Raw genomic sequence first — 21,488 nt, 5'->3', positions numbered from 1 at the left:
TCACCTGAAATCTGAGGACGGTGACTGGTGTACTTCCAGCCTCCCTACGGCGCCTCCGGCGCCTACCCCCCGAAGCAGGGTCTGTACAACCCCGCCCACGAGAAGGATGCCTGCGGCCTGGCCATGGTCGCAACGCTCCGTGGGGAACCCGGCCATGACATCATCGCGCTGGCGCTCGAGGCGCTGCGCAACCTGGAGCACCGCGGTGCCATCGGCTCCGATGCCGGCACCGGCGACGGCGCAGGCATCCTGACCCAGATGCCCGACGCGTTCCTCCGGCAGGTCGTCTCCTTCGATCTCCCCCCAGCAGGCGAGTACGCCGCGGGTCTCGCGTTCCTCCCCAGGGAGTCGAGCGCACGCCGTGAGCAGAAGGCCGGCATTGAGCGCATCGCCGCTGAAGAGGGCCTGACCGTGCTCGGATGGCGCGTCGTCCCCACCGCCAACGAGCACCTCGGCAAGCTCGCCGACGAGGCGCGACCCGCCTTCGAGCAGCTCTTCGTGAGCAGCCCGGGTCTGAGCGCCGCGTCCGCACTCACCCTCGACCGCTTCGCCTATCGGCTGCGCAAGCGCGCCGAGCACGAACTCGGCGCATACTTCGTCTCGCTCTCCTGCCGCACGCTCGGCTACAAGGGCATGCTGACCACACTTCAGCTCGAGCCGTTCTACCCCGACCTGCAGGACGAGCGGTTCGCCTCCGAGCTCGCGGTCGTGCACTCGCGCTACTCGACCAACACTTTCCCGTCGTGGCCGCTCGCCCAGCCGCTGCGCATGCTCGCGCACAACGGCGAGATCAACACCGTCGGCGGCAACCGCAACTGGATGCGCGCCCGTCAGTCTCAGCTGCACTCCGAGCTGCTCGGCGACATCCGACCGCTTCTGCCGATCTGCAGCGACGGCGCCAGCGACTCGGCCTCCTTCGACGAGGTGCTCGAGCTGCTCACCCTGACCGGCCGCAGCCTGCCGCACGCGATCATGATGATGGTGCCCGAGGCGTGGGAGAAGCAGCCCGACATCGACCCGGACCTGCGGGCGTTCTACGAGTTCCACGACATCCAGATGGAGCCCTGGGACGGACCGGCCGCGCTCATCTTCACCGACGGCACGCAGGTCGGCGCGACCCTCGACCGCAACGGCCTGCGCCCCGGCCGCTGGACCGAGACGGTCGACGGTCTCGTCGTCATCGGCAGCGAGACCGGGGTGCTCGAGTTCGCGCCCGAGCGGATCAAGCGCCGCGGTCGCCTGCGCCCCGGCCACCTGTTCCTGGTCGACACGGCGCAGGGCCGCATCATCGAGGACGCCGAGGTCAAGCGGGAGCTGGCCACGCTGCATCCCTGGCAGGAGTGGCTGGACGCCGGCGCGGTGCGGCTGACGGATCTGCCCGAGCGCGAGCACATCGTGCATCCCGCCGCGTCGATCACCCGCCGCCAGCGCACCTTCGGCTACACCGAGGAGGAGGTGAAGGTGCTGCTCACCCCGATGGGCCAGACCGGCGCCGAGCCTCTCGGCGCGATGGGCAGCGACACGCCGATCGCGGTGCTCAGCGAACGACCCCGGCTGCTGTTCGACTACTTCGTGCAGCAGTTCGCGCAGGTCACCAACCCGCCTCTCGACGCCATCCGCGAAGAGGTCGTGACCAGCCTGCGCCTCGGCCTCGGTCCGCAGCTCAATCTGCTCGAGTGGGGCCCGGAGCACGCCCGCACGGTCAGCCTCGACTTCCCGGTGATCGACAACGACGAGCTGGCGAAGATCAAGCACGTCGATCGCGCCCTGCCCGGACGCCGGAGCGCGACCATCTCGGGTCTGTACCACTTCGACGCCGGTCCTCAGTCCCTGCCCGAGCGGCTCGCCGAGATGTGCGCCGAAGCGGATGCCGCGATCGAGCGCGGCGCGGAGTTCCTCATCCTCTCCGATCGGGACTCCGACAAGGACCGGGTGCCGATCCCGTCGCTGCTGATGCTCTCGGCTGTGCACCACCACCTCATCCGGCGGGAGACCCGGATGCGGGTGGGACTCATCGTCGAGGCAGGCGACGTGCGCGAGGTGCATCACGTCGCCACGCTGATCGGCTACGGCGCAGCCGCGGTCAACCCGTACCTGGCCATGGAGACCGTGGAGCATCTGGTGCGCACCGGGTTCATCACCGGACTCGCACCCGACGAGGCGGTGCACAACCTCATCCACGCCCTCGGCAAGGGCGTGCTGAAGATCATGTCGAAGATGGGCATCTCCACGGTGTCCTCCTATGCCGGTGCCCAGGTCTTCGAGGCTGTGGGACTGAGCCAGGAGTTCGTCGACCGCTACTTCACCGGCACCGAGACCAAGCTCGGCGGCATCGGGATCGACGACGTCTTCATCGAGAACCAGAAGCGTCATGACCACGCGTATCCGCAGGACAACGCGCCCCGCGCGCACGAGAGGCTGTGGACCGGCGGCGAGTACCAGTGGCGCCGCGACGGCTCGCCGCACCTGTTCAGTCCCGAGACCGTCTTCCGGCTGCAGCACGCGACGCGCACCCGCCGGTACGACATCTTCCGCGAATACACCCGACTCGTCGACGACCAGGCCAGGGAGCTGAAGACCCTGCGCGGCCTGTTCGAGCTCCGCACGGGGGAGCGCCCCCCTGTTCCGCTCGACGAGGTCGAGCCGGTCAGCGCGATCGTCAAACGCTTCTCGACCGGAGCGATGAGCTACGGCTCGATCTCGCAGGAGGCGCACGAGACGCTCGCCATCGCGATGAACCGCCTCGGCGGCAAGTCGAACACGGGCGAGGGCGGAGAGGACCCCGACCGCCTCGTCGACCCCGAGCGTCGCAGCGCCATCAAGCAGGTCGCCTCCGGCCGGTTCGGGGTGACCAGTCAGTACCTCACCGAGGCCGACGACCTGCAGATCAAGCTCGCACAGGGCGCGAAGCCCGGCGAGGGCGGCCAGCTGCCCCCGCAGAAGGTGTATCCGTGGGTCGCGCGAACCCGGCACGCGACACCGGGCGTCGGGCTGATCTCACCGCCGCCGCACCACGACATCTACTCGATCGAAGACCTCAAGCAGCTCATCTTCGACCTGAAGCGCGCGAACCCGAAGGCGCGGATCCACACCAAGCTCGTCAGCCAGTCGGGCATCGGAGCGGTCGCCGCGGGCGTCGCGAAGGCGCTCAGCGACGTCGTGCTCGTCTCGGGTCACGACGGCGGCACCGGTGCGAGCCCGCTGAACTCGCTGAAGCACGCCGGCACCCCGTGGGAGCTGGGACTCGCCGAAGTTCAGCAGACGCTCATGCTCAACGGCATGCGCGACCGGGTCGTGCTGCAGGTCGACGGACAGCTGAAGACGGGTCGCGACGTGATCATCGGCGCGCTGCTGGGAGCCGAGGAGTTCGGCTTCGCCACGGCGCCGCTCGTAGTCAGCGGCTGCATCCTCATGCGGGTGTGCCATCTCGACACCTGCCCGGTCGGCGTCGCCACGCAGAACCCGCTGCTCCGGCAGCGCTTCACCGGCAAGCCGGAGTTCGTGGTGAATTTCATGGAGTTCATCGCGGAGGAGGTGCGCGAGCTGCTCGCCGCGCTCGGCTTCCGCTCGATCGATGAGATCATCGGCCGGCACGACCTGCTGCGCACGGATCCGGCCGTGCGGCACTGGAAGGCGGACGGCCTCGACCTCGCACCGATCCTCGAGGGGCCGGCGTTCCCGGCCGGCGAGCCGCGGCGCAGTGCCCGGACCCAGGACCACGAGCTCGAGAAGCATTTCGACACCACGCTGCTCGCCCACGCCACCGAGGCGCTCGAGAGCGGCCTGCCCGTCGTGATGGAGCTGCCGATCCGCAACACCGAGCGCGCCGTCGGCACCATGCTCGGCCACCATGTGACCGCGCGCCACGGTGCGGCCGGGCTGCCTCGCGAGACCATCGACATCACGCTGCACGGCACGGCCGGGCAGTCGCTCGGGGCGTTCCTGCCGCCGGGCATCGTGCTGCGACTCGAGGGCGACGCCAACGACTACGTCGGCAAGGGCCTCTCGGGCGGCGACATCGTCATCCGCCCGGATCGGGATGCCGCGTTCGAGCCGCACCGCAACGTGATCGCGGGCAACGTGATCGGGTACGGCGCGACGAGCGGGAGCATGTACATCTCCGGTGTGGTGGGCGAGCGCTTCCTCGTGCGCAACTCGGGTGCGACCGCCGTCGTCGAGGGTGTCGGCGATCACGCTCTGGAGTACATGACCGGCGGTGTCGCCGTGATCCTCGGCGACACCGGGCGCAATCTCGGCGCCGGCATGTCGGGCGGCGTGGCGTACGTGCACGGCCTGAGCGAGGCGAAGGTGAACAGCCAGGCGCTGCGCGCCGGCGAGCTGCTGCTCACGCCCCTGGGCAGGGACGACGCCGAGGTGCTGCGCGAGCTGCTCGTCGAGCACGTCGAGCGGACGGCGTCACCGCTGGCATCCGCTCTCCTGGACGACTTCGAGAGCGTCACAAGCGAATTCACGAAGGTGCTACCGCGCGACTACGCCGCGGTGCGCACCATGCGCCAGGAGGCGGAGGCCGCGGGGATCGACCCCGACGGCGACGTCGTCTGGGACCGGATCCTGGAGGTGACCGGTGGCTGACCCCAAGGGCTTTCTGAAGACGACCGAACGCGAGCTGCCGGCCCGGCGGCCGGTGCCGGTGCGCATCATGGACTGGAAAGAGGTCTACGAGCCGGGCGACCGTGCGGTGCTGAAGCGGCAGGCGAGCCGGTGCATGGACTGCGGCGTGCCGTTCTGCCACTCCGGATGCCCGCTGGGCAACCTCATCCCGGAATGGAACGACCTCACCTGGCGCGGCGCCGACCGGGCGGCGATCGAGCGGCTGCACGCAACGAACAACTTCCCGGAGTTCACCGGCAGGCTGTGCCCGGCGCCGTGCGAGAGCGCATGCGTGCTCGGCATCAACCAGCCGGCGGTCACGATCAAGCAGATCGAGGTGTCGATCATCGATGAGGCGTTCGCGCAGGGCTGGGTCGAACCCCAGCCGCCGCAGCGACTCACCGGGCGCACGGTCGCGGTCGTCGGATCCGGCCCTGCGGGCCTCGCCGCGGCGCAGCAGCTCACGCGTGCCGGGCACACGGTCGTCGTCTTCGAACGCGACGACCGGATCGGCGGACTGCTGCGATACGGCATCCCGGACTTCAAGATGGAGAAGCGCCATCTCGACACCCGTCTGGCGCAGATGGAGCAGGAGGGCACCCGCTTCCGGCCCGGTGTGGAGATCGGCCGCGACCTGTCGTGGGACGAGCTGCGCGGCCGCTACGACGCCGTGCTGATCGCCACCGGTGCGACCGTGCCGCGCGACCTGCCGATCCCCGGTCGCGACCTCGACGGGGTGCACTTCGCCATGGACTACCTGGTGCCCTCCAACCGCGTGGGCGCCGGCGACGAGGTCGCGGACCAGATCACCGCGGCCGGCAAGCACGTCGTCGTCATCGGCGGCGGTGACACCGGCGCTGACTGCATCGGCACCGCGCACCGCCACGGTGCCCGCAGCGTCACCAACCTCGCCATCGGCCGTCAGCCTGGCACCGAGCGCTCCGACGACCAGCCGTGGCCGACCATGCCGACGCTGTTCGAGGTGCAGTCGGCGCACGAAGAGGGCGGTGAGCGCACCTACCTGGCGTCGACGGTGGAGTTCCTCGGCGACGAGTCGGGGCGGGTGCGCGCGGTCCGCGTGGCCGAGACCGAGTACATCGACGGCAGGCGGGTGCCCCGCAGCGGCACCGAACGGGAGATCCCGGCAGAGCTCGTGCTCATCGCGATGGGCTTCACGGGACCGGAGACGCATTCGTTCGGCGGTGACACCGAGCCCGTCGTCACCGACCGCGGCAGCCTGCAGCGCGACGGCGAGTACGCGACGGCGATCCCGGGCGTGTTCGTCGCGGGCGACGCGGGGCGCGGGCAGTCGCTGATCGTCTGGGCGATCGCCGAGGGCCGTTCGGCGGCGGCGGCCATCGACCGGCACCTGATGGGCGCGAGCGTGCTGCCCTCGCCGGTGGCCGTCACAGATGTCGCGTTCCGCGTTCAGCCCGCGTAGGCTGAGCGCGGCAACGTCGCCATGTTGATTTATGCCCTCTTACCCTGGAGATGATGTTGAGACGCGCGAAGATCGTCGCCACACTCGGCCCTGCAACCTCGACCTATGAGAAGGTCCGTGCCCTGATCGACGCGGGGGTCGACGTCGCCCGTCTGAACCTCAGCCACGGCGACTACTCCGTGCACGACGCCAACTACGCCAACGTGCGTCGTGCCGCTGAGGACTCGGGTCGAGCCGTCGCCGTGCTGGTCGACCTGCAGGGGCCGAAGATCCGTCTCGGCCGCTTCGAGGACGGCCCGTACGAGCTCGAGGTCGGTGACATCTTCAAGATCACCACCGAGGACATCATCGGCAACCGCGAGATCTGCGGCACCACGTTCAAGGGCCTTCCCCAGGACGTCAAGCCCGGCGATTTCCTGCTGATCGACGACGGCAAGGTGCGCGTCGAGGTCGTCGACACCGACGGCACGGTCGTGACCACCAAGGTCATCGTCGCCGGCGCGGTCTCGAACAACAAGGGCATCAACCTGCCCGGTGTCGCCGTGAACGTGCCCGCGCTGAGCGAGAAGGACGAGGACGACCTGCGCTGGGGTCTGCGCACCGGCGCCGACGTCATCGCGCTGTCGTTCGTGCGCAACGCCACGGATGTCGAGCGGGTGCACGAGATCATGGCGGAGGAGGGCGTGCGAATCCCCGTCATCGCCAAGATCGAGAAGCCGCAGGCCGTCGACGCCCTCGAGGAGATCGTCGACGCGTTCGACGGCATCATGGTCGCCCGTGGCGACCTGGGCGTCGAGCTGCCGCTCGAGGCGGTGCCGATCGTGCAGAAGCGCGCGGTCGAGCTCGCCCGCCGCAACGCGAAGCCCGTCATCGTGGCGACGCAGATGCTCGAGTCGATGATCTCGAGCCCCGTGCCGACGCGTGCCGAGACGTCCGATGTCGCCAACGCCGTGCTCGACGGCGCCGACGCCGTGATGCTCTCGGGCGAGACGAGCGTGGGGGAGTACCCCGTCGTCGTCGTCGAGACGATGGCCCGCATCATCGAGTCGACCGAGGAGCACGGGCTCGAGCGCATCTCGCCGCTGAACACCAAGCCCCGCACGCAGGGTGGCGCGATCACCCTCGCGGCCCTCGAGGTCGCGGAGTTCGTCGGAGCGAAGTACCTGTGCGTGTTCACCCAGTCGGGTGACTCGGCCCGCCGTCTGTCGCGGCTGCGGTCGCGCATCCCGATGATCGCGTTCACGCCGGAGCCGGGCATCCGACGCCGCATGGCGATGACCTGGGGCATCCGCTCGACGCTGGTCGAGATGGTGCAGCACACCGACTCGATGTACCGTCAGGCCGACGAGTACCTGCTCGGCAGCGGGCTGGCGAAGGAGGGCGACCAGATCGTCGTGATCTCCGGATCCCCTCCCGGGATCATCGGCTCGACCAACGACATCCGCGTGCACAAGGTCGGAGACGCCGTCGGCGGCGCAGCTCCGGTCTACAAGACCGGAGTCTGAGCCGTATTCGAACGCCGAGGGGCGGGCCATCAGGTCCGCCCCTCGGCGTTGGTGCACGCGGAACGCGGTACGGTGCTGGGATGACGCCGGAGACGCAGCAGACGCATCGCATCGGCTCGCTCCGCTTCCGCACGATCACCACGTACGGTCCGGCGGGCACCACGTTCCTGCTGGTGCACGGGATCGGGATGTCGCACCGCTACCTCGCGCGCCTGCACCGCTCCCTGACCGCGAGGGGGACGGTGATCTCGGTCGACCTGCCCGGATTCGGAGGGTTGCCGAAACCCGGGCGCGACGTCGACATCGCCGAGATGGCGGATGGCCTCGCCGCCCTGCTCGACCGGATCCGTGCCGAGGTCATCGCGACCGGGCCGGTCGTGCTCGTCGGACAGTCGATGGGCACCCAGTGGATGGTGGAACTCGCCGCGCGTCGGCCCGATCTCGCGCAGGCGGTCGTGCTCATCGGGCCGGTGGCCGATGAGCGTCGGCGGACCGTGCTGCAGCAGGCGGGCCTGCTGGCGGTGGACACCGTGCGAGAGCCGCCGCGAGCCAACGCCCTGGTGTTCGCCGACTACCTGCGCTGCGGCCCGCTCTGGTACCTCGCTCAGCTGCGGCACATGCTGGGCTACCGCATTGAGAACCGGATCACCCGGGTGCAGGTGCCGGTGCTCGTGCTGCGTGGATCCCGCGATCCGATCGCGTCGCGCGCCTGGTGCCGTCGGCTGAGTGCGGCAGCGGACGGGGCCGCGCTGATCGAGATCCCCAGCAGGGTGCACAACGTGCAGCACACGGCTGCGGGCGCGGTCGCCTCCGCGATCCGCGATTTCTGCGCCGCTCGGCTCGCCGGGCAGGTGCAGGAGGGCGACGGGTGAGCGGGCTGCTGCGCAGAGCGATCTGGTGGGCGCAGGACTACGCCTACGCCGCGGTCTGGCAGGTGCGCGCCTTCGGCGACCGCAACCGGGCCGAGACGTACCTGCACGGTGCCGGCGTGCCGATCGTCGTGCTGCCCGGCATCTACGAGAGCTGGCGCTTCATGCGGCCACTCATCGAGCGGACGCATCGCGACGGACATCCGGTGCACGTGGTGGAACCGCTGGAGCGCAACCTCAGTCCGATCGCCGAGATGGCGCAGCGGGTGAGCGCCTACCTCGCCGCGCGCGACCTGCACGACGTCGTGCTGCTCGCGCACAGCAAGGGGGGACTCGCCGGCAAGCTGGTGATGCTGGGTCCGGAGGCCGGGCGGGTGCGCGGGATGCTCGCCGTCGCCACCCCGTTCGGCGGGTCGCGCTACGCGAGGATGATGCTCACCCGCAGCCTGCGCGCGCTGTCACCGCGGCACCCGTCGATCGCCGCGCTGTCCGCTCAGCGCCAGGCGAACGCCCGGATCGTGTCGGTGTACGCCCGGTTCGACCCGCATATCCCCGAAGGCAGCGAGCTGCCCGGTGCGAAGAACGTGCCGCTTGACACCGGGGGCCACTTCCGTGTGCTCGCGCATCCGCGGGTGATGGCGGAGCTCGCCGCGCTGGCGGCCTGAGCAGCAGGAGGGCCGCCCCTCCGGGACGGCCCTCCTGCGCATGTGCCGGCGGTGGGACTCGAACCCACACGCCCTCTCGGACAGAGCATTTTGAGTGCTCCGCGTCTGCCATTCCGCCACGCCGGCCGGCACACCGCGCATACGACTGTAGCGCAGCCGCCGCTGCCGCCCGTGCGCCCTTCCGCCACCCGTCTGCGGTTCGACTAGGATGGACGGGTGACTGAGCAAGAGCAGCCCGAGCAGCCCACGGCATCCGCCCCGCGTCGCGTCGTCGTCGCTGAGGATGAGTCGCTGATCCGCCTCGACATCGTCGAGATCCTGCGCGACAACGGATTCGACGTCGTCGGCGAGGCCGGTGACGGCGAGACCGCCGTGCAGCTGGCGACCGAGCTGCGACCCGACCTCGTCGTCATGGACGTGAAGATGCCTCAGCTCGACGGCATCAGCGCCGCCGAGAAGCTGCACAAGGCGAACATCGCGCCCGTCGTGCTGCTGACCGCGTTCAGCCAGAAGGAGCTCGTCGAGCGCGCGAGCGAGGCCGGAGCCCTCGCGTACGTCGTCAAGCCCTTCACCCCGAACGACCTGCTGCCGGCCATCGAGATCGCACTGGCCCGTCACGAGCAGATCATCACGCTCGAGGCCGAGGTCGCCGACATGGTCGAGCGGTTCGAGACCCGCAAGCTCGTCGACCGCGCCAAGGGCCTGCTGAACGAGAAGATGGGCCTGTCGGAGCCGGAGGCGTTCCGCTGGATCCAGAAGGCGTCGATGGACCGCCGCCTCACCATGCAGGACGTCGCGAAGGCGATCATCGAGCAGCTGGCTCCCAAGAAGTGAGCTGAGTCCTCCCGCTTCATATGGAAGAGGCCCCGCCGATCGGCGGGGCCTCTTCCATATTCTCCGTCAGGCGTCGACGGACTTGATCAGGTTCGTGATGCGGATGGTCGAGCAGCGGCGGCCCTGCTCGTCGGACACGGCGATCTCATGCACGGTCATGCTGCGGCCGAGGTGCACCGGGGTGCAGACGCCCGTGACGAAGCCGGAGGTCGCCGAGCGCGTGTGGGTCGCGTTGATGTCGACGCCGACCGCGAGACGCCCGGGGCCGGCGTGCAGGTTCGCGGCCATCGATCCGAGCGACTCGCCCAGCACCACGTACGCTCCGCCGTGCAGCAGGCCGACCGGCTGCGTGTTGCCCTCGACCGGCATGGTCGCGACCGCGCGCTCGACGCTGAACTCGGTGAACTCGATGCCCATCTTCTCCGCCAGCGCACCCATGCCACGGTGCGTGGCCCACTCGAGGCCGGTCATCTCGGTCTGCTCGGTCAATGCTCCTCCTCAGCACGTGTCCGTCGCCCTCGTTAGGCTTGCAGGGTGACGGACTCCGCAAAGCCTACCCTCATGGTCGTCGACGGCCATTCACTCGCATACCGGGCCTTCTTCGCCCTCCCGGTCGAGAACTTCACCACCAGGGACAACCAGCACACGAACGCCATCTACGGCTTCCTGTCGATGCTGGTGAACCTCATCAAGGCCGAGAAGCCGACCCACATGGCGATCGCCTTCGACACCTCACGACGCTCGTTCCGCACCGAGGTCTACCCCGAGTACAAGGCCACTCGCTCCGAGACGCCGGGCGAGTTCAAGGGCCAGATCCCGCTGCTGCAGGAGTGCCTGGCCGCGATGTCGATCCCGGTGCTGACACAGGAGGGCATCGAGGCCGACGACATCCTCGCGACGCTCGCGAAGCAGGGCTCGGAGCAGGGCTACGAGGTGCTCGTCGTCTCGGGCGACCGCGACACCATCCAGCTGGTGAACGACGACGTCACGCTGCTGTACCCGTCGGTTCAGGGCGTCTCGCAGCTGAAGCGCTACGACCCCGCCACCGTGCACGAGCGCTACGGCGTGCGCCCCGAGCAGTACCCCGATATCGCGGCGCTCGTCGGCGAGACCAGCGACAACCTGCCAGGCGTGCCGAAGGTGGGCGAGAAGACGGCGGTGAAGTGGCTCACGCAGTTCGGCAGCCTCGACGAGCTGCTGGCGCGAGCCGAGGAGATCAAGGGCGTCGTCGGCGGCAACCTGCGCGATCACATCGAGGACGTGCGGCGCAATCGCCAGCTCAACCGTCTGCTCGACGACGTCGAGCTGCCGGTGGCGCCCGACGACCTGGTCGTCGCGCCGATCGACGCGCAGGCCGTGCGCGACATCTTCGCCCGTCTCGAGTTCCGCACGCTTCTTCCGCGGGTCTTCGAGGCCGTCGGCGCCCCCGACGAACCGGTGCACGACGCGCCGGCGGTCGCCGTGCCCGCCGCGTCGGAGTCGTCCGCCGCCGACATCGCAGGCTGGCTCGGCCAGCAGACCGGCGAGGTGGGGCTGCTGCTCACCATCGCCGGCGGCGCGATCACGCGGGTCGGAGTGGCGACCGAGACCGACCTGCACGAGTGCAGCTGGAACCCCGACACCGCCGCCGCGCTGACCCCGTGGCTCGAATCAGACGCCCCCAAAGTACTGAACGACGCCAAGCCCCAGGTCAAGGCGCTGCTGCGCGAGGGCATCCGCCTCGGCGGGCTCGCCCACGACACCCTGCTCGCCGGGTGGCTGATGCGCCCGAGCTTTCCCGATAAGACCCTCGCGCACCTCGTCGGCCGCTACCTCGACGAGAAGCTCCCCGAAGCCGACCCCACCCAGCTGGTGCCCGAGACCGACGGCGCGACACCGTCGCAGGAGGCGTGGTTCACGCTGCGCACCGCCGCCGCTGTTCGCGAGGCGATGCCCGAATCGGTGGCCGCGGTGCTCACCGACATCGAGCTGCCCGCGGTGATCGCCCTGGCCGACATGGAGTCGGCGGGGGTCAGCGTGTCGCACGAGGTGCTGTCGACGTTCTCGGGCGAGCTGCTCGCCCGCACCGACGCTCTCGCCGCCGAGGCGTTCGCGCTCGTCGGTCGCGAGTTCAACCTGGGGTCGCCGAAGCAGCTGCAGGAGGTGCTGTTCGAAGACCTGCAGCTGCCGAAGACCCGCAAGACCAAGACCGGGTACTCGACGGATGCCGCGGTGCTCGCCGACCTGCAGGAGACGAGCCCGCATCCGTTCCTCGCCCTGCTGCTGCAGCACCGCGAGGCGACCAAGCTGCGCCAGATCATCGAGACGCTCGACACCGCGATCCGGGACGATCACCGCATCCACACCACGTACGTGCAGACCGGCAGCCAGACCGGGCGCCTGTCGAGCACCGACCCGAACCTGCAGAACATCCCGGTCCGCACCGAGGAGTCGCGCCGCATCCGCAGCGCATTTCAGGTGGGTGAGGGCTACGAGACGCTGCTGACCGCCGACTACTCGCAGATCGAGATGCGCATCATGGCGCACCTGTCGGGCGATCCCGGTCTGATCGAGGCCTTCAACTCGGGTGAGGATCTGCATCGCTTCGTCGGCGCGCGCGTGTTCGGGGTCGAACCCGAAGAGGTCACCTCCGCCATGCGCACGAAGGTCAAGGCCATGTCGTACGGGCTGGTGTACGGACTCAGCGCGTTCGGGCTGTCGAAGCAGCTGCGCATCGAGCAGTCCGAGGCGAAGCAGCTCATGCTCGAGTACTTCGCTCGCTTCGGCTCGGTGCGCGACTACCTGCGCGCCTCGGTGATGCAGGCCAAGGAAGACGGCTACACCGAGACGATCTTCGGCCGCCGTCGTCCGTTCCCCGACCTCACCAGCCCCAACCGGGTGCTGCGCGAGAACGCCGAGCGAGCGGCGCTCAACGCCCCCATCCAGGGCAGCGCGGCCGACATCATGAAGATCGCGCTGAACCGCATCCATGCCGACCTGCGCGATCGCGGGCTCGCCTCGCGCGCCCTGCTGCAGATCCACGACGAGCTCGTGGTCGAGGTCGCCGCGGGAGAGTGGGACGAGGTCGAGAGCGTCGTGCGCGAGCGCATGATGGGTGCGGCCGAGCTGTCGGTCCCGCTGGACGTGCAGGTCGGTCGCGGACGGGACTGGAACGAAGCCGCACACTGATCCCGTGGCGTGAGGGGGCGCGGGTCTAGGCTCGAGATCATGAGTTCAGAGCCGCGCACCCCCTCCGCCATCGACCTGATCGCCGAGAACTGGGTCGACACGCTGGTCGATCTCTCACCCATCCTCGCCACCTACATCGGGCGCAACGAGGCGAACGCCCGCCTCGACGACGTCAGCCCCGAGGGTCACGAACGCGCCGTCGCGGCCGCACGCGAGACTCTCGCGCAGCTGGATGCCGCGACCCCGGTCGACGACATCGACCGGGTCACCAAAACCGACCTGTCGGCGGAGCTGCGGCTGCAGCTGGAGCTGCACGACGCACAGTGGCACCTGAGGGATCTGAACGTCATCGCGTCGGCGCCGCAGGACTTCCGTCAGGCGTTCGACCTGATGCCGACCGAGACGATCGACGACTGGTCGGTGGTCAGCGAACGCCTCGCCGCTGTCCCCGAAGCGCTGAACGGCTACATCGAGACGCTGCGCGAAGGCATCCGGCGCGGTGTCGTCCCCGCCCGCCGGCAGGTGACCGAGGTCGCCACGCAGATCGCCCGGTACAGCGCCGACGGCGGCTTCTTCGCCGCCTTCGCATCTGACGCGGCGCCGGAGCAGGGTCAGCTGCCCGCGTCCCTCGCACGTGACATCGCCGACCACGCCGGGGCGGCGCGGGTCGCCTACGACCGGCTCCGCGAGTTCCTCGTCGGCGAGCTGGCACCGGTCGCCGGGGAGCAGGATGCCGTCGGTCGCGAGCTGTACGCGCTGAACTCCCGCCGGTTCCTCGGCGCGAGCATCGACCTCGACGAGACCTACGAGTGGGGTCGTGAGGAGCTGCAGCGCATGATCGCCGAGCAGGAGGCGATAGCGAACGAGATCCTGCCCGGCGCGAGCGTCGAGGAGGCGGTGGCGCATCTCGAGGCCGACACCTCCCGCAAGCTGCACGGCACCGAGGCGCTGCAAAAGTGGATGCAGGAGACAAGCGATCGCGCGATCGCCGATCTCGGCGCCAGCCACTTCGACATCCCCGAGCAGATCCGCGAGCTGGAGTGCATGATCGCCCCGACGCAGGAGGGCGGCATCTACTACACCGGACCGACGGACGACTTCTCGCGCCCCGGCCGGATGTGGTGGTCGGTGCCTGAGGGCGTCACCGAGTTCGACACGTGGCGTGAGCTGACCACCGTCTACCATGAGGGCGTTCCCGGTCATCACCTGTAGATCGCGCAGGCGACCTACAACCGCGCCGAGCTGAACACCTGGCGGCGGGTGCTCGCCGGCACCTCCGGGCACGCCGAGGGGTGGGCGCTGTACGCCGAACGCCTGATGGAGCAGCTCGGCTACCTCGACGACCCCGCCGACCGCCTGGGCATGCTCGATGGGCAGCGCATGCGCGCCCTGCGCGTGGTGCTCGACATCGGCGTGCACCTCGGGAAGCCCCGCCTGAGCGGCGAGGGCGTCTGGGATCACGACTACGCGCTGGAGGAGATGCGCCGCAACGTGAACATGCTCGACGAGTTCCGCCGTTTCGAGGTCAACCGGTACCTCGGCTGGCCGGGACAGGCGCCGTCGTACAAGGTCGGTCAGCGCATCTGGGAGCAGGTGCGCGATGCCGTGCAGCAGAAGCAGGGCGACGCGTTCTCGTTCAAGGACTTCCACAAGCGCGCGCTCGACATCGGCGGGGTCGGGCTCGACACCCTGCGCACCGCCGTCATCGGCTGAGCCGGTGTGCGCGGCGCCTCTACGATGAGAGGATGCCGCACACCGAGCTGCCGAGCCGTGCATCCATCGCGTCGCGACTCGACGCTCTGCCGTTCACGCGCCCGCACCTGCGCGTGCTCACCGGCTCGGGTCTCGGCTGGGCGCTGGATGCCATGGACGTGGGGCTCATCTCGTTCATCATCGCCGTGCTCGCACAGCAGTGGCAGCTCTCACCCGCCGAGACCGGGTGGATCGCGTCGATCGGGTTCGTGGGCATGGCGATCGGCGCGAGCGTCGGCGGTCTGCTGGCCGATCGTCTCGGCCGTCGCCAGGTGTTCGCGATCACCCTGCTGATCTACGGCATCGCCACCGGTGCCAGTGCACTCGCTGGGGGAGTGGCGCTCCTGCTGGTGCTGCGCTTCTTCGTCGGGCTCGGGCTCGGCGCAGAGCTGCCGGTCGCATCGACCTACGTGAGCGAGTTCGCCCCGGCGGCGATCCGCGGCCGGCTGATCGTCATCCTCGAAGCATTCTGGGCAGTGGGATGGACGGCGTCCGCGCTCATCGGCTACTTCGTGATCCCGGCATCCGAAGACGGCTGGCGGTGGGCCTTCGCCCTCGGTGCGATACCCGCCGCGTACGCCCTCGTGGTGCGCTGGGGCCTTCCGGAGTCGCCGCGCTGGCTCGCCTCGCGAGGGCGGCTCGCCGAGGCCGAACGGGTCGTGTCGACCTTCGAGACGGCCGCTGACCTGCAGCGCACGCAGACCGCGCGCCCGATCGCTGCGGCTCAGTCCGTCGCCGCGAATGCCGCACAGCGCGTGGGGGCGCTGTGGTCGGCCGAGTTCCGTGCACGCACGGCGTGCATCTGGCTCGTCTGGTTCTGCGTGAACTTCGCCTACTACGGCGCGTTCATCTGGATTCCGAGCATCCTCGTGCAGGCCGGGTACGATCTGGTGCGCTCCTTCGCGTTCACTCTGCTGATCACCCTGGCCCAGCTGCCCGGTTACGCGGTCGCGGCATGGCTGATCGAGCTCTGGGGCCGCCGGGCGACACTGTCGGTGTTCCTCGCCGGCGCTGCGATCTCGGCGGTGCTGTTCGGCACCGCGAGCGGCGAGGGGGCGATCATCGCCACCGGCATGGCGCTGTCGTTCTTCAACCTCGGGGCCTGGGGCGCGCTCTACGCGGTCACCCCCGAGCTGTATCCGACATCCCTGCGCGGCACCGGCTCGGGCTGGGCGGCGGGAGTGGGGCGCATCGCGTCGATCATCGCGCCCCTGATCGTCCCGGTCATGCTCGCCTCGGGCGGAGCGCCTCTGGCCTTCTCGGTGTTCGCCGGGTTCTTCGTGATCGCCACGGTCGCCGCCTGGGGGCTGGTCGACCTCCGCGGTCGAGCGCTCGATGAACGCTGAGCACGCGACTGCGGGGCGTGGACCGCACGCTGCGGCAATAGGCTGGACGGATGACGGCAGTGCGTTTCGTGGCGATCGGCGACTCCTTCACGGAGGGTGTCGGCGACGAGCTGCTCGACGGCACGGTGCGCGGCTGGGCGGATCTGGCGGCGCAGGGATGGGCGGATGCCCTGGGCGAACCCATCCAGTACGCCAACCTCGCCATCCGCGGCCGTCTGATCTGGCCGATCGTGGAGGAGCAGCTCGAACCCGCGCTGGCGCTGCGGCCCACGCACCTGTCGTTCAACGGCGGCGGCAACGACATACTCCGGCCCAACGCCGACACCGAGCACATCGCGGATGCCTTCTCGCGCGTCCTGCGACGCTGCGATGAGGAGGGGGTGACGCTGATCGTCCTCTCCGGCGCAAATCCGAGCGCTCAGCTGCCCATGGGTCCGGTGTTCCAACGGCGCGGCGACGCGCTGTCGGCCGCCGTGCTGCGGCGTCTCGAGGACCGCCCCGACGTCATCCGCGCTCTGAACTGGCCGGACGCCGAGCTGTCCCGGCCGCGCTACTGGTCGCAGGATCGGCTGCACATGAACGCGAACGGTCACCACCGGGTCGCCGCGCGCGTGCTGCATGCGGTGGGACTGGAGCCGCCGGAGGAGTGGTGGTCGCCGAGCACCGATCATCCCGCGGGCCCGGTGGGACTCGCCTATTACCGTGAGTTCGTCGGCCCCTGGGTGCGTCGTCGCCTCACCCGCACCTCGTCGGGCGACGGACGAGTCGCGAAGTTCGCCGACTGGGTCGAGCGGACGCCGGCGTGACGCCTGGTCGCGGGCGGAGGATGCCGCGGCGCATCCTCCAGCTGCTCGTCGGAGTCTTCCTGTACGGGATCGGCATCGCGTTCCTCGTCCGCAGCGCGCTCGGGGCGGCGTCGTGGGATGTGCTGACCCAGGGGATCACGCGGCATGTCCCGCTGTCGTTCGGAGTGGTGACGACGATCATCAGCGGCATCGTGCTGCTGATGTGGATCCCGATCCGCCAGAAGCCGGGCATCGGCACGGTCGTGAACGCCCTGCTGGTCGGTCCCTCCGCCGACGTCGGATTCCTCGTCATCCCGGTCGGTGAGGAGCTGTGGCAGCAGGCGCTGCTGTTCACGGTGGGTCTGCTGGTGCTGTCGGCCGCGACGGGACTGTACATCGGCGCCCATTTCGGTCCCGGACCGCGTGACGGTCTGATGACCGGTCTGCACGTGCGGCTGAGGCGCCCGATCTGGCTCGTGCGCACCTGCCTCGAGGTCACGGTCGTGCTCATCGGCTGGGCGCTGGGCGGCACAGTCGGTGTCGGCACGGTGCTGTTCGCCCTGCTCGTCGGCCCGCTGTGCCAGTTCTTCCTCCGGGTGTTCGCCGTCCCGCTGGAGCCGAAGCCGGGATCCGCCTCACGGAGCGGTCCCGTGGCCGTGGAGGGCTGAGCATGGACCTGTGGGAGATGAAAGCCCTTCCGGCGGGAACGGTGACCCTGCACGACGCGCGCCGCGACGAGCGCAGAACCGTTGCGCTCGAGCCCTTCGACATCGGTGCGTTCGCCGTCACCGAGGAGCAGTTCGCCGAGGTCCTGGGCATCGCGGCGGAGCACCCGCGCCGCCCCGCCCGTGACCTCAGCTGGTTCCGCGCGATTCGGTTCTGCAACGCCGCCTCCGAGTGGGAGGGCCTGGACCCGGCCTACTCGTTCGACGGCGAGGACGTCACCTGGCACGTCGACAGCGACGGATATCGCCTGCCGACGGAGGCGGAGTGGGAGTACGCCTGCCGCGCGGGATCGATCGGGCCGCAGTACGGGCCGCTCGACGAGATCGCCTGGACGGCGCTCGACGGGGTGCCGTCACCGCAGGACGTCGGGATGAAGCTGCCGAACCTGAACGGCCTCTTCGACACCCTCGGCAACGTGTGGGAGTGGTGCTGGGACCTCCTCGATCCCGAACGGTACGACGAGTACCGGGTCTTCCGCGGAGGCGGCTTCGCCGATGACATGTGGAGCGTGCGCGCCTCGGTGCGCCGGGGCGGAGCGCCGCGGATGCACCACGACGACGTCGGCATGCGTCTGGCACGCGGCGGGTTCGACGGCGCCGACGGCGCCCAGGGATGGTCGGCACGGGCAGACATCGAGCGCGGCGGACGCGGGGGACCACGACCGATCGGATGGACGCCACGACGATGACGACCGGCGCAAGTCAGCGGCGACGCCGCCGCTCGGGGTCCAGTCCCATCCGGATGCGGGTGCTCTTGCGCTCGCGGATGATGAATCCCGCCCCCAGCAGCCAGAGCGGGATCTGCGTCGCGAAGGCCCAGCGGAAGGCATCCAGCGAATAGGTGTCGGGCGTGCCCGCGCCCTGCAGGTCGAGGGTGAAGCCGATGAAGAAAATCGCGATGAGCGCCGCGAGGAAGCCGCCCGAGTTCGTCACGCCGGTCGCGGTGCTGAGACGATGAGCGGGATTGTGGGTGCGCGCGTGGTCGAATGCGATCATGGATGCCGGACCGCCGGCGGCCAGGCAGACGACCAGCACGGTGAGCAGCCAGATCGGCGCCGGTCCCGGCCAGAGGATCACCGTGCTCCACGCCAGCACCTGGATGCCGACGCTCGGCAGCACGAGGGCGAGCGAGCGCCGGGTGGGGATGCGGCGCGACAGCATTCCGAGCACCGGGCTGAGCGCCATGCTGACCAGGACGTTGATCGACAGGATGCCCGCCGCAGCAGCCGCCGACAGCCCCTGACCGGCGGTGAGGAAGGGCATGCCCCAGAGCAGCAGGAACGCCGTGCTGGCGAACGGCGTGGTGAAGTGCGACCAGAAGGCCAGCCTCGTGCCGGGGTGAGCCCATGCGGCGCGGATGCCGACCCCGGTGTCGATGGCCGAGGTGATGACCTGCACGACGCCGGTCTCGGTGTTCACCGTCACGTCGGCGCTGCGCTCCGGCGGGTGGTTGCGCACGAGCATCCAGACGAGGATCGCGAAAAGCAGCCCGAGACCGGCGATGCTGCCGAATGTGATCGTCCAGCTCGTGGAATGCAGCAGGGCGGCCAACGGCAGCAGGGCGATCAGCTGACCGGTCTGCCCGACCAACCCGGTCAGCTGACCCATCACCGGACCGCGCTGAGCGGGGAACCAGGTGGCGACAAGGCGCAGGACGGCGGGGAAGATCGCGGCGTCGCCGGCGCCGAGCAGCACGCGGGCGATCAGCGCGACGCCGATGCTGGGCGACACCGCCATGACGAACTGTCCGAGTCCCATCAGCAGCATCCCGATCACCATGATCGGGCGCGAGCCGTAGCGGTCCAGCAGCACCCCGATGGGGATCTGCAGACCGCCGTAGACCGCGAGCTGCACGACGGCGAACAGCGAAAGCGTCGCGGCGTCCGCCTGGAAGCGCTCTGCCGCATCGACCCCAACCGCGCTCAGCGAGCTGCGATTGGTGATCGCGAGCACGTACGCGGCGACGGCGACGCCCCACACCGTCCAGCCGCGCCATCCGGGGGTCGTGCGGGGGAGGGGAGTAGCGTTCACCCGTCAAGGCTAGTCCCGGCGCGCGTTCGAAGCCGATCGCGCGCGCTGTCAAGCCCATGGGCCGACCACCTCGCTCGTCGTACAGTGTGTCGTCGTCGCCGCTCACCCGACCAGGCGACAGGAGGACTCGATGACGACCGATGACTCGCTTCCCACATCCGGCCTGATCGACGGACGCTACCGGATCCTGGAATGCGTCGGTCAGGGCGGCATGGCCCGGGTGTACCGCGCCGAAGACACCCTTCTCGGCCGCATCGTCGCGATCAAGCTGCTGCGCAGCGAGCTGGAAGGCGACGACGCGTCCGCGGGTCGCGCCCGGGGCGAGACGACCGCTCTCGCCTCGCTCAATCATCCCGGTCTCGTGACCCTCTACGACGCTCAGCTTCAGCCCGGGCGGGCGGAATACCTCGTGATGGAGTTCGTCGACGGGCCCACGCTCGCCGACCGCATCGCCCAGGGACCGCTCGCTCCGGCGGATGTCGCCGCCCTCACGATCGACCTCGCGGAGGCACTGCACGTCGTGCACAGCGCAGGCATCGTGCATCGCGACATCAAGCCGTCGAATGTGCTGCTGTCCGACGCGCCGTTCCCCACCAGCCGCTCAGGGGCGAAGCTCGCCGACTTCGGCATCGCCGCGCTGGTCGACGCCGCGCGACTCACGTCGCCCGGGATCGTGATCGGCACGGCGGCGTACATCGCCCCCGAGCAGCTGCAGGGTGCGATGCCCGCCCCGCCAGCCGACATCTACGCGCTCGGCCTGGTGATGCTGGAGGCGCTCACCGGCGCCCGCGCATTCCCCCAGCTCGAGGGCATCGGCGCGGCGATGGCGAGGCTGACCTCGCCTCCCGAGGTGCCTGCGGAGTTCGGGCCGGCATGGTCGGGCCTGCTCACCGCGATGACCGCCACCGACCCGGGCGAGCGACCGACGGCATCCGAGGTGTTCGCGGCGGCATCCGATCTGTCGGCGGCGTCCGCTCCGCCGCCCCTGCCGACCACGCCGGCAGCGGTCGCCGCCGCGGCGCTGGCGGCCGGTGCGGCACAGGCGGCTACGGCGGCGGATGCGGCGGTGCCGCCGGCGACGGCGGCGATGGCTCCACCGTCCGACGCCGTAACCGAGGCGATGGCGGCACCGACCGCGGGAGCGGTGGGTGCCGCGGGAGCGGCGGGTGCCGCGGGAGCGGGTATCGCGGCAGCAGAGGCCACCCGCGTCATGCCGGCAGCGCCGGATGATGGCGGCGCCGAGCGCCGGCCCCGACGGCGTCGCCTCGGCGTGATCGGCGCGGTCGCCGCAGCCGTCGCCGCCGCGTCAATCGCCGTGGGCGCGTGGATGACCGGCGGCGCCGCCCCCGTTCCGGCGCAGACGACTCCTGCCGACACCGGTGGTACGGCTCCGGCGACTCCGCCCGCACCGACGAACACCCCGGACGCCGAGCAGCCCGCAGGCCCGGCTCGCGGAGACGACTCGAAGGATGACCGCAAAGCGGAGGAGAAGGCGGAGGAGAAGGCGGCGAAGGAGGCGGAGAAGGAGGCCGAAGAGCAGAGCAAGGCTGCCGAGAAGGCTGCTGAGGAGCAGCGGAAGGCTGCCGAGAAGGCCCAGAAGGAGGCTGAGAAAGCGGCCGAGGATGCGGAGGAGGAGCAGCAGGAGAGCGAGCCCGCGCCCACCCCCGACGTCGGAACCGGCGGCGCCACCGAAGAGGGGACCGACGCCTCGCCCTCACCCGCGCCTACCGGATGAGGTCGGTGCACGCGTAGGTTC

The 21,488-nt window shown here is 70.0% G+C and carries 14 protein-coding genes, 1 tRNA gene and 1 pseudogene; 13 read left to right on the top strand and 3 right to left on the bottom strand.

Annotation, left to right across the window (positions count from 1 at the left end; genetic code table 11):
- The first annotated feature begins 27 nt into the window (after positions 1–27).
- From gltB to V2S04_RS10550, 5 genes are all read left to right on the top strand, one after another.
- Positions 28–4,593, top strand: a complete 4,566-nt coding sequence (gltB, locus tag V2S04_RS10570) for a glutamate synthase large subunit (protein ID WP_413638433.1) — start codon at positions 28–30, stop codon at positions 4,591–4,593.
- Positions 4,586–6,052, top strand: coding sequence for a glutamate synthase subunit beta (locus V2S04_RS10565; protein WP_413638432.1), 1,467 nt, complete (start codon positions 4,586–4,588; stop codon positions 6,050–6,052). Before gltB ends, V2S04_RS10565 begins: the two co-directional genes overlap by 8 nt.
- Positions 6,053–6,108: 56 nt before the next feature.
- The gene (gene pyk, locus V2S04_RS10560) at positions 6,109–7,557 is read left to right on the top strand and encodes a pyruvate kinase (RefSeq protein WP_099195425.1); all 1,449 of its coding nucleotides are present in this window, start codon (positions 6,109–6,111) and stop codon (positions 7,555–7,557) included.
- A gap of 80 nt (positions 7,558–7,637) precedes the next feature.
- The gene (locus tag V2S04_RS10555; RefSeq protein WP_413638431.1) at positions 7,638–8,429 is read left to right on the top strand and encodes an alpha/beta fold hydrolase; all 792 of its coding nucleotides are present in this window, start codon (positions 7,638–7,640) and stop codon (positions 8,427–8,429) included.
- The gene (locus V2S04_RS10550) at positions 8,426–9,091 is read left to right on the top strand and encodes an esterase/lipase family protein (RefSeq protein WP_413638430.1); all 666 of its coding nucleotides are present in this window, start codon (positions 8,426–8,428) and stop codon (positions 9,089–9,091) included. The genes V2S04_RS10555 and V2S04_RS10550 overlap by 4 nt, the downstream gene beginning before the upstream one ends.
- Positions 9,092–9,134: 43 nt before the next feature.
- On the opposite strand, the gene V2S04_RS10545 is transcribed toward V2S04_RS10550, so the two are convergent.
- Positions 9,135–9,217 (bottom strand) — tRNA-Leu (locus V2S04_RS10545).
- A gap of 90 nt (positions 9,218–9,307) precedes the next feature.
- Between V2S04_RS10545 and V2S04_RS10540 the strand changes: the two genes are divergently transcribed.
- On the top strand, positions 9,308–9,925 hold the full coding sequence (locus tag V2S04_RS10540; RefSeq protein WP_071644465.1) for an ANTAR domain-containing response regulator: 618 nt from the start codon (positions 9,308–9,310) through the stop codon (positions 9,923–9,925).
- A gap of 66 nt (positions 9,926–9,991) precedes the next feature.
- On the opposite strand, the gene V2S04_RS10535 is transcribed toward V2S04_RS10540, so the two are convergent.
- Positions 9,992–10,396, bottom strand: coding sequence for a hotdog fold thioesterase (locus V2S04_RS10535; RefSeq protein ID WP_099197151.1), 405 nt, complete (start codon positions 10,394–10,396; stop codon positions 9,992–9,994).
- 90 nt (positions 10,397–10,486) lie between these two features.
- Between V2S04_RS10535 and polA the strand changes: the two genes are divergently transcribed.
- The 6 genes and pseudogenes from polA to V2S04_RS10505 all read left to right on the top strand — a co-directional run bounded on the left by polA (position 10,487) and on the right by V2S04_RS10505 (position 18,390).
- Positions 10,487–13,093: a DNA polymerase I gene (gene polA, locus V2S04_RS10530; protein ID WP_413638770.1), complete on the top strand. Its 2,607-nt coding sequence runs from the start codon at positions 10,487–10,489 to the stop codon at positions 13,091–13,093.
- Positions 13,094–13,132: 39 nt separating this feature from the next.
- Positions 13,133–14,806: pseudogene (locus V2S04_RS10525) on the top strand (DUF885 domain-containing protein).
- Between the two features lie 32 nt (positions 14,807–14,838).
- Entirely contained in the window at positions 14,839–16,191 is a 1,353-nt protein-coding gene (locus V2S04_RS10520) for an MFS transporter (RefSeq protein WP_413638429.1), read from the top strand.
- Between the two features lie 50 nt (positions 16,192–16,241).
- Positions 16,242–16,997 carry a GDSL-type esterase/lipase family protein gene (locus V2S04_RS10515; RefSeq protein ID WP_181417671.1) on the top strand — a complete coding sequence of 252 codons (756 nt, stop codon included), beginning with the start codon at positions 16,242–16,244 and terminating at the stop codon, positions 16,995–16,997.
- Positions 16,994–17,644 (top strand): YczE/YyaS/YitT family protein, encoded by a 651-nt coding sequence (locus tag V2S04_RS10510; RefSeq protein WP_413638428.1) that lies wholly within the window; start codon positions 16,994–16,996, stop codon positions 17,642–17,644. The genes V2S04_RS10515 and V2S04_RS10510 overlap by 4 nt, the downstream gene beginning before the upstream one ends.
- A 2-nt stretch (positions 17,645–17,646) precedes the next feature.
- Positions 17,647–18,390, top strand: a complete 744-nt coding sequence (locus tag V2S04_RS10505) for a formylglycine-generating enzyme family protein (RefSeq protein ID WP_413638427.1) — start codon at positions 17,647–17,649, stop codon at positions 18,388–18,390.
- A 13-nt stretch (positions 18,391–18,403) separates the two neighbouring features.
- Here the strand turns inward: V2S04_RS10505 and V2S04_RS10500 are convergent, their stop codons facing one another.
- Positions 18,404–19,732 (bottom strand): MFS transporter, encoded by a 1,329-nt coding sequence (locus tag V2S04_RS10500; RefSeq protein WP_413638426.1) that lies wholly within the window; start codon positions 19,730–19,732, stop codon positions 18,404–18,406.
- A 130-nt stretch (positions 19,733–19,862) separates the two neighbouring features.
- Between V2S04_RS10500 and V2S04_RS10495 the strand changes: the two genes are divergently transcribed.
- A complete protein-coding gene (locus V2S04_RS10495; protein ID WP_413638425.1) occupies positions 19,863–21,467 on the top strand; it encodes a serine/threonine-protein kinase in 1,605 nt (534 codons plus the stop codon).
- The last annotated feature ends 21 nt before the right edge of the window (positions 21,468–21,488 follow it).

Origin of the sequence: Microbacterium sp. OR21, from assembly GCF_047306785.1 — a bacterium.
Lineage (GTDB): Bacteria > Actinomycetota > Actinomycetes > Actinomycetales > Microbacteriaceae > Microbacterium > Microbacterium esteraromaticum_E.
This window is presented reverse-complemented; position numbering and strand designations above follow the sequence as displayed.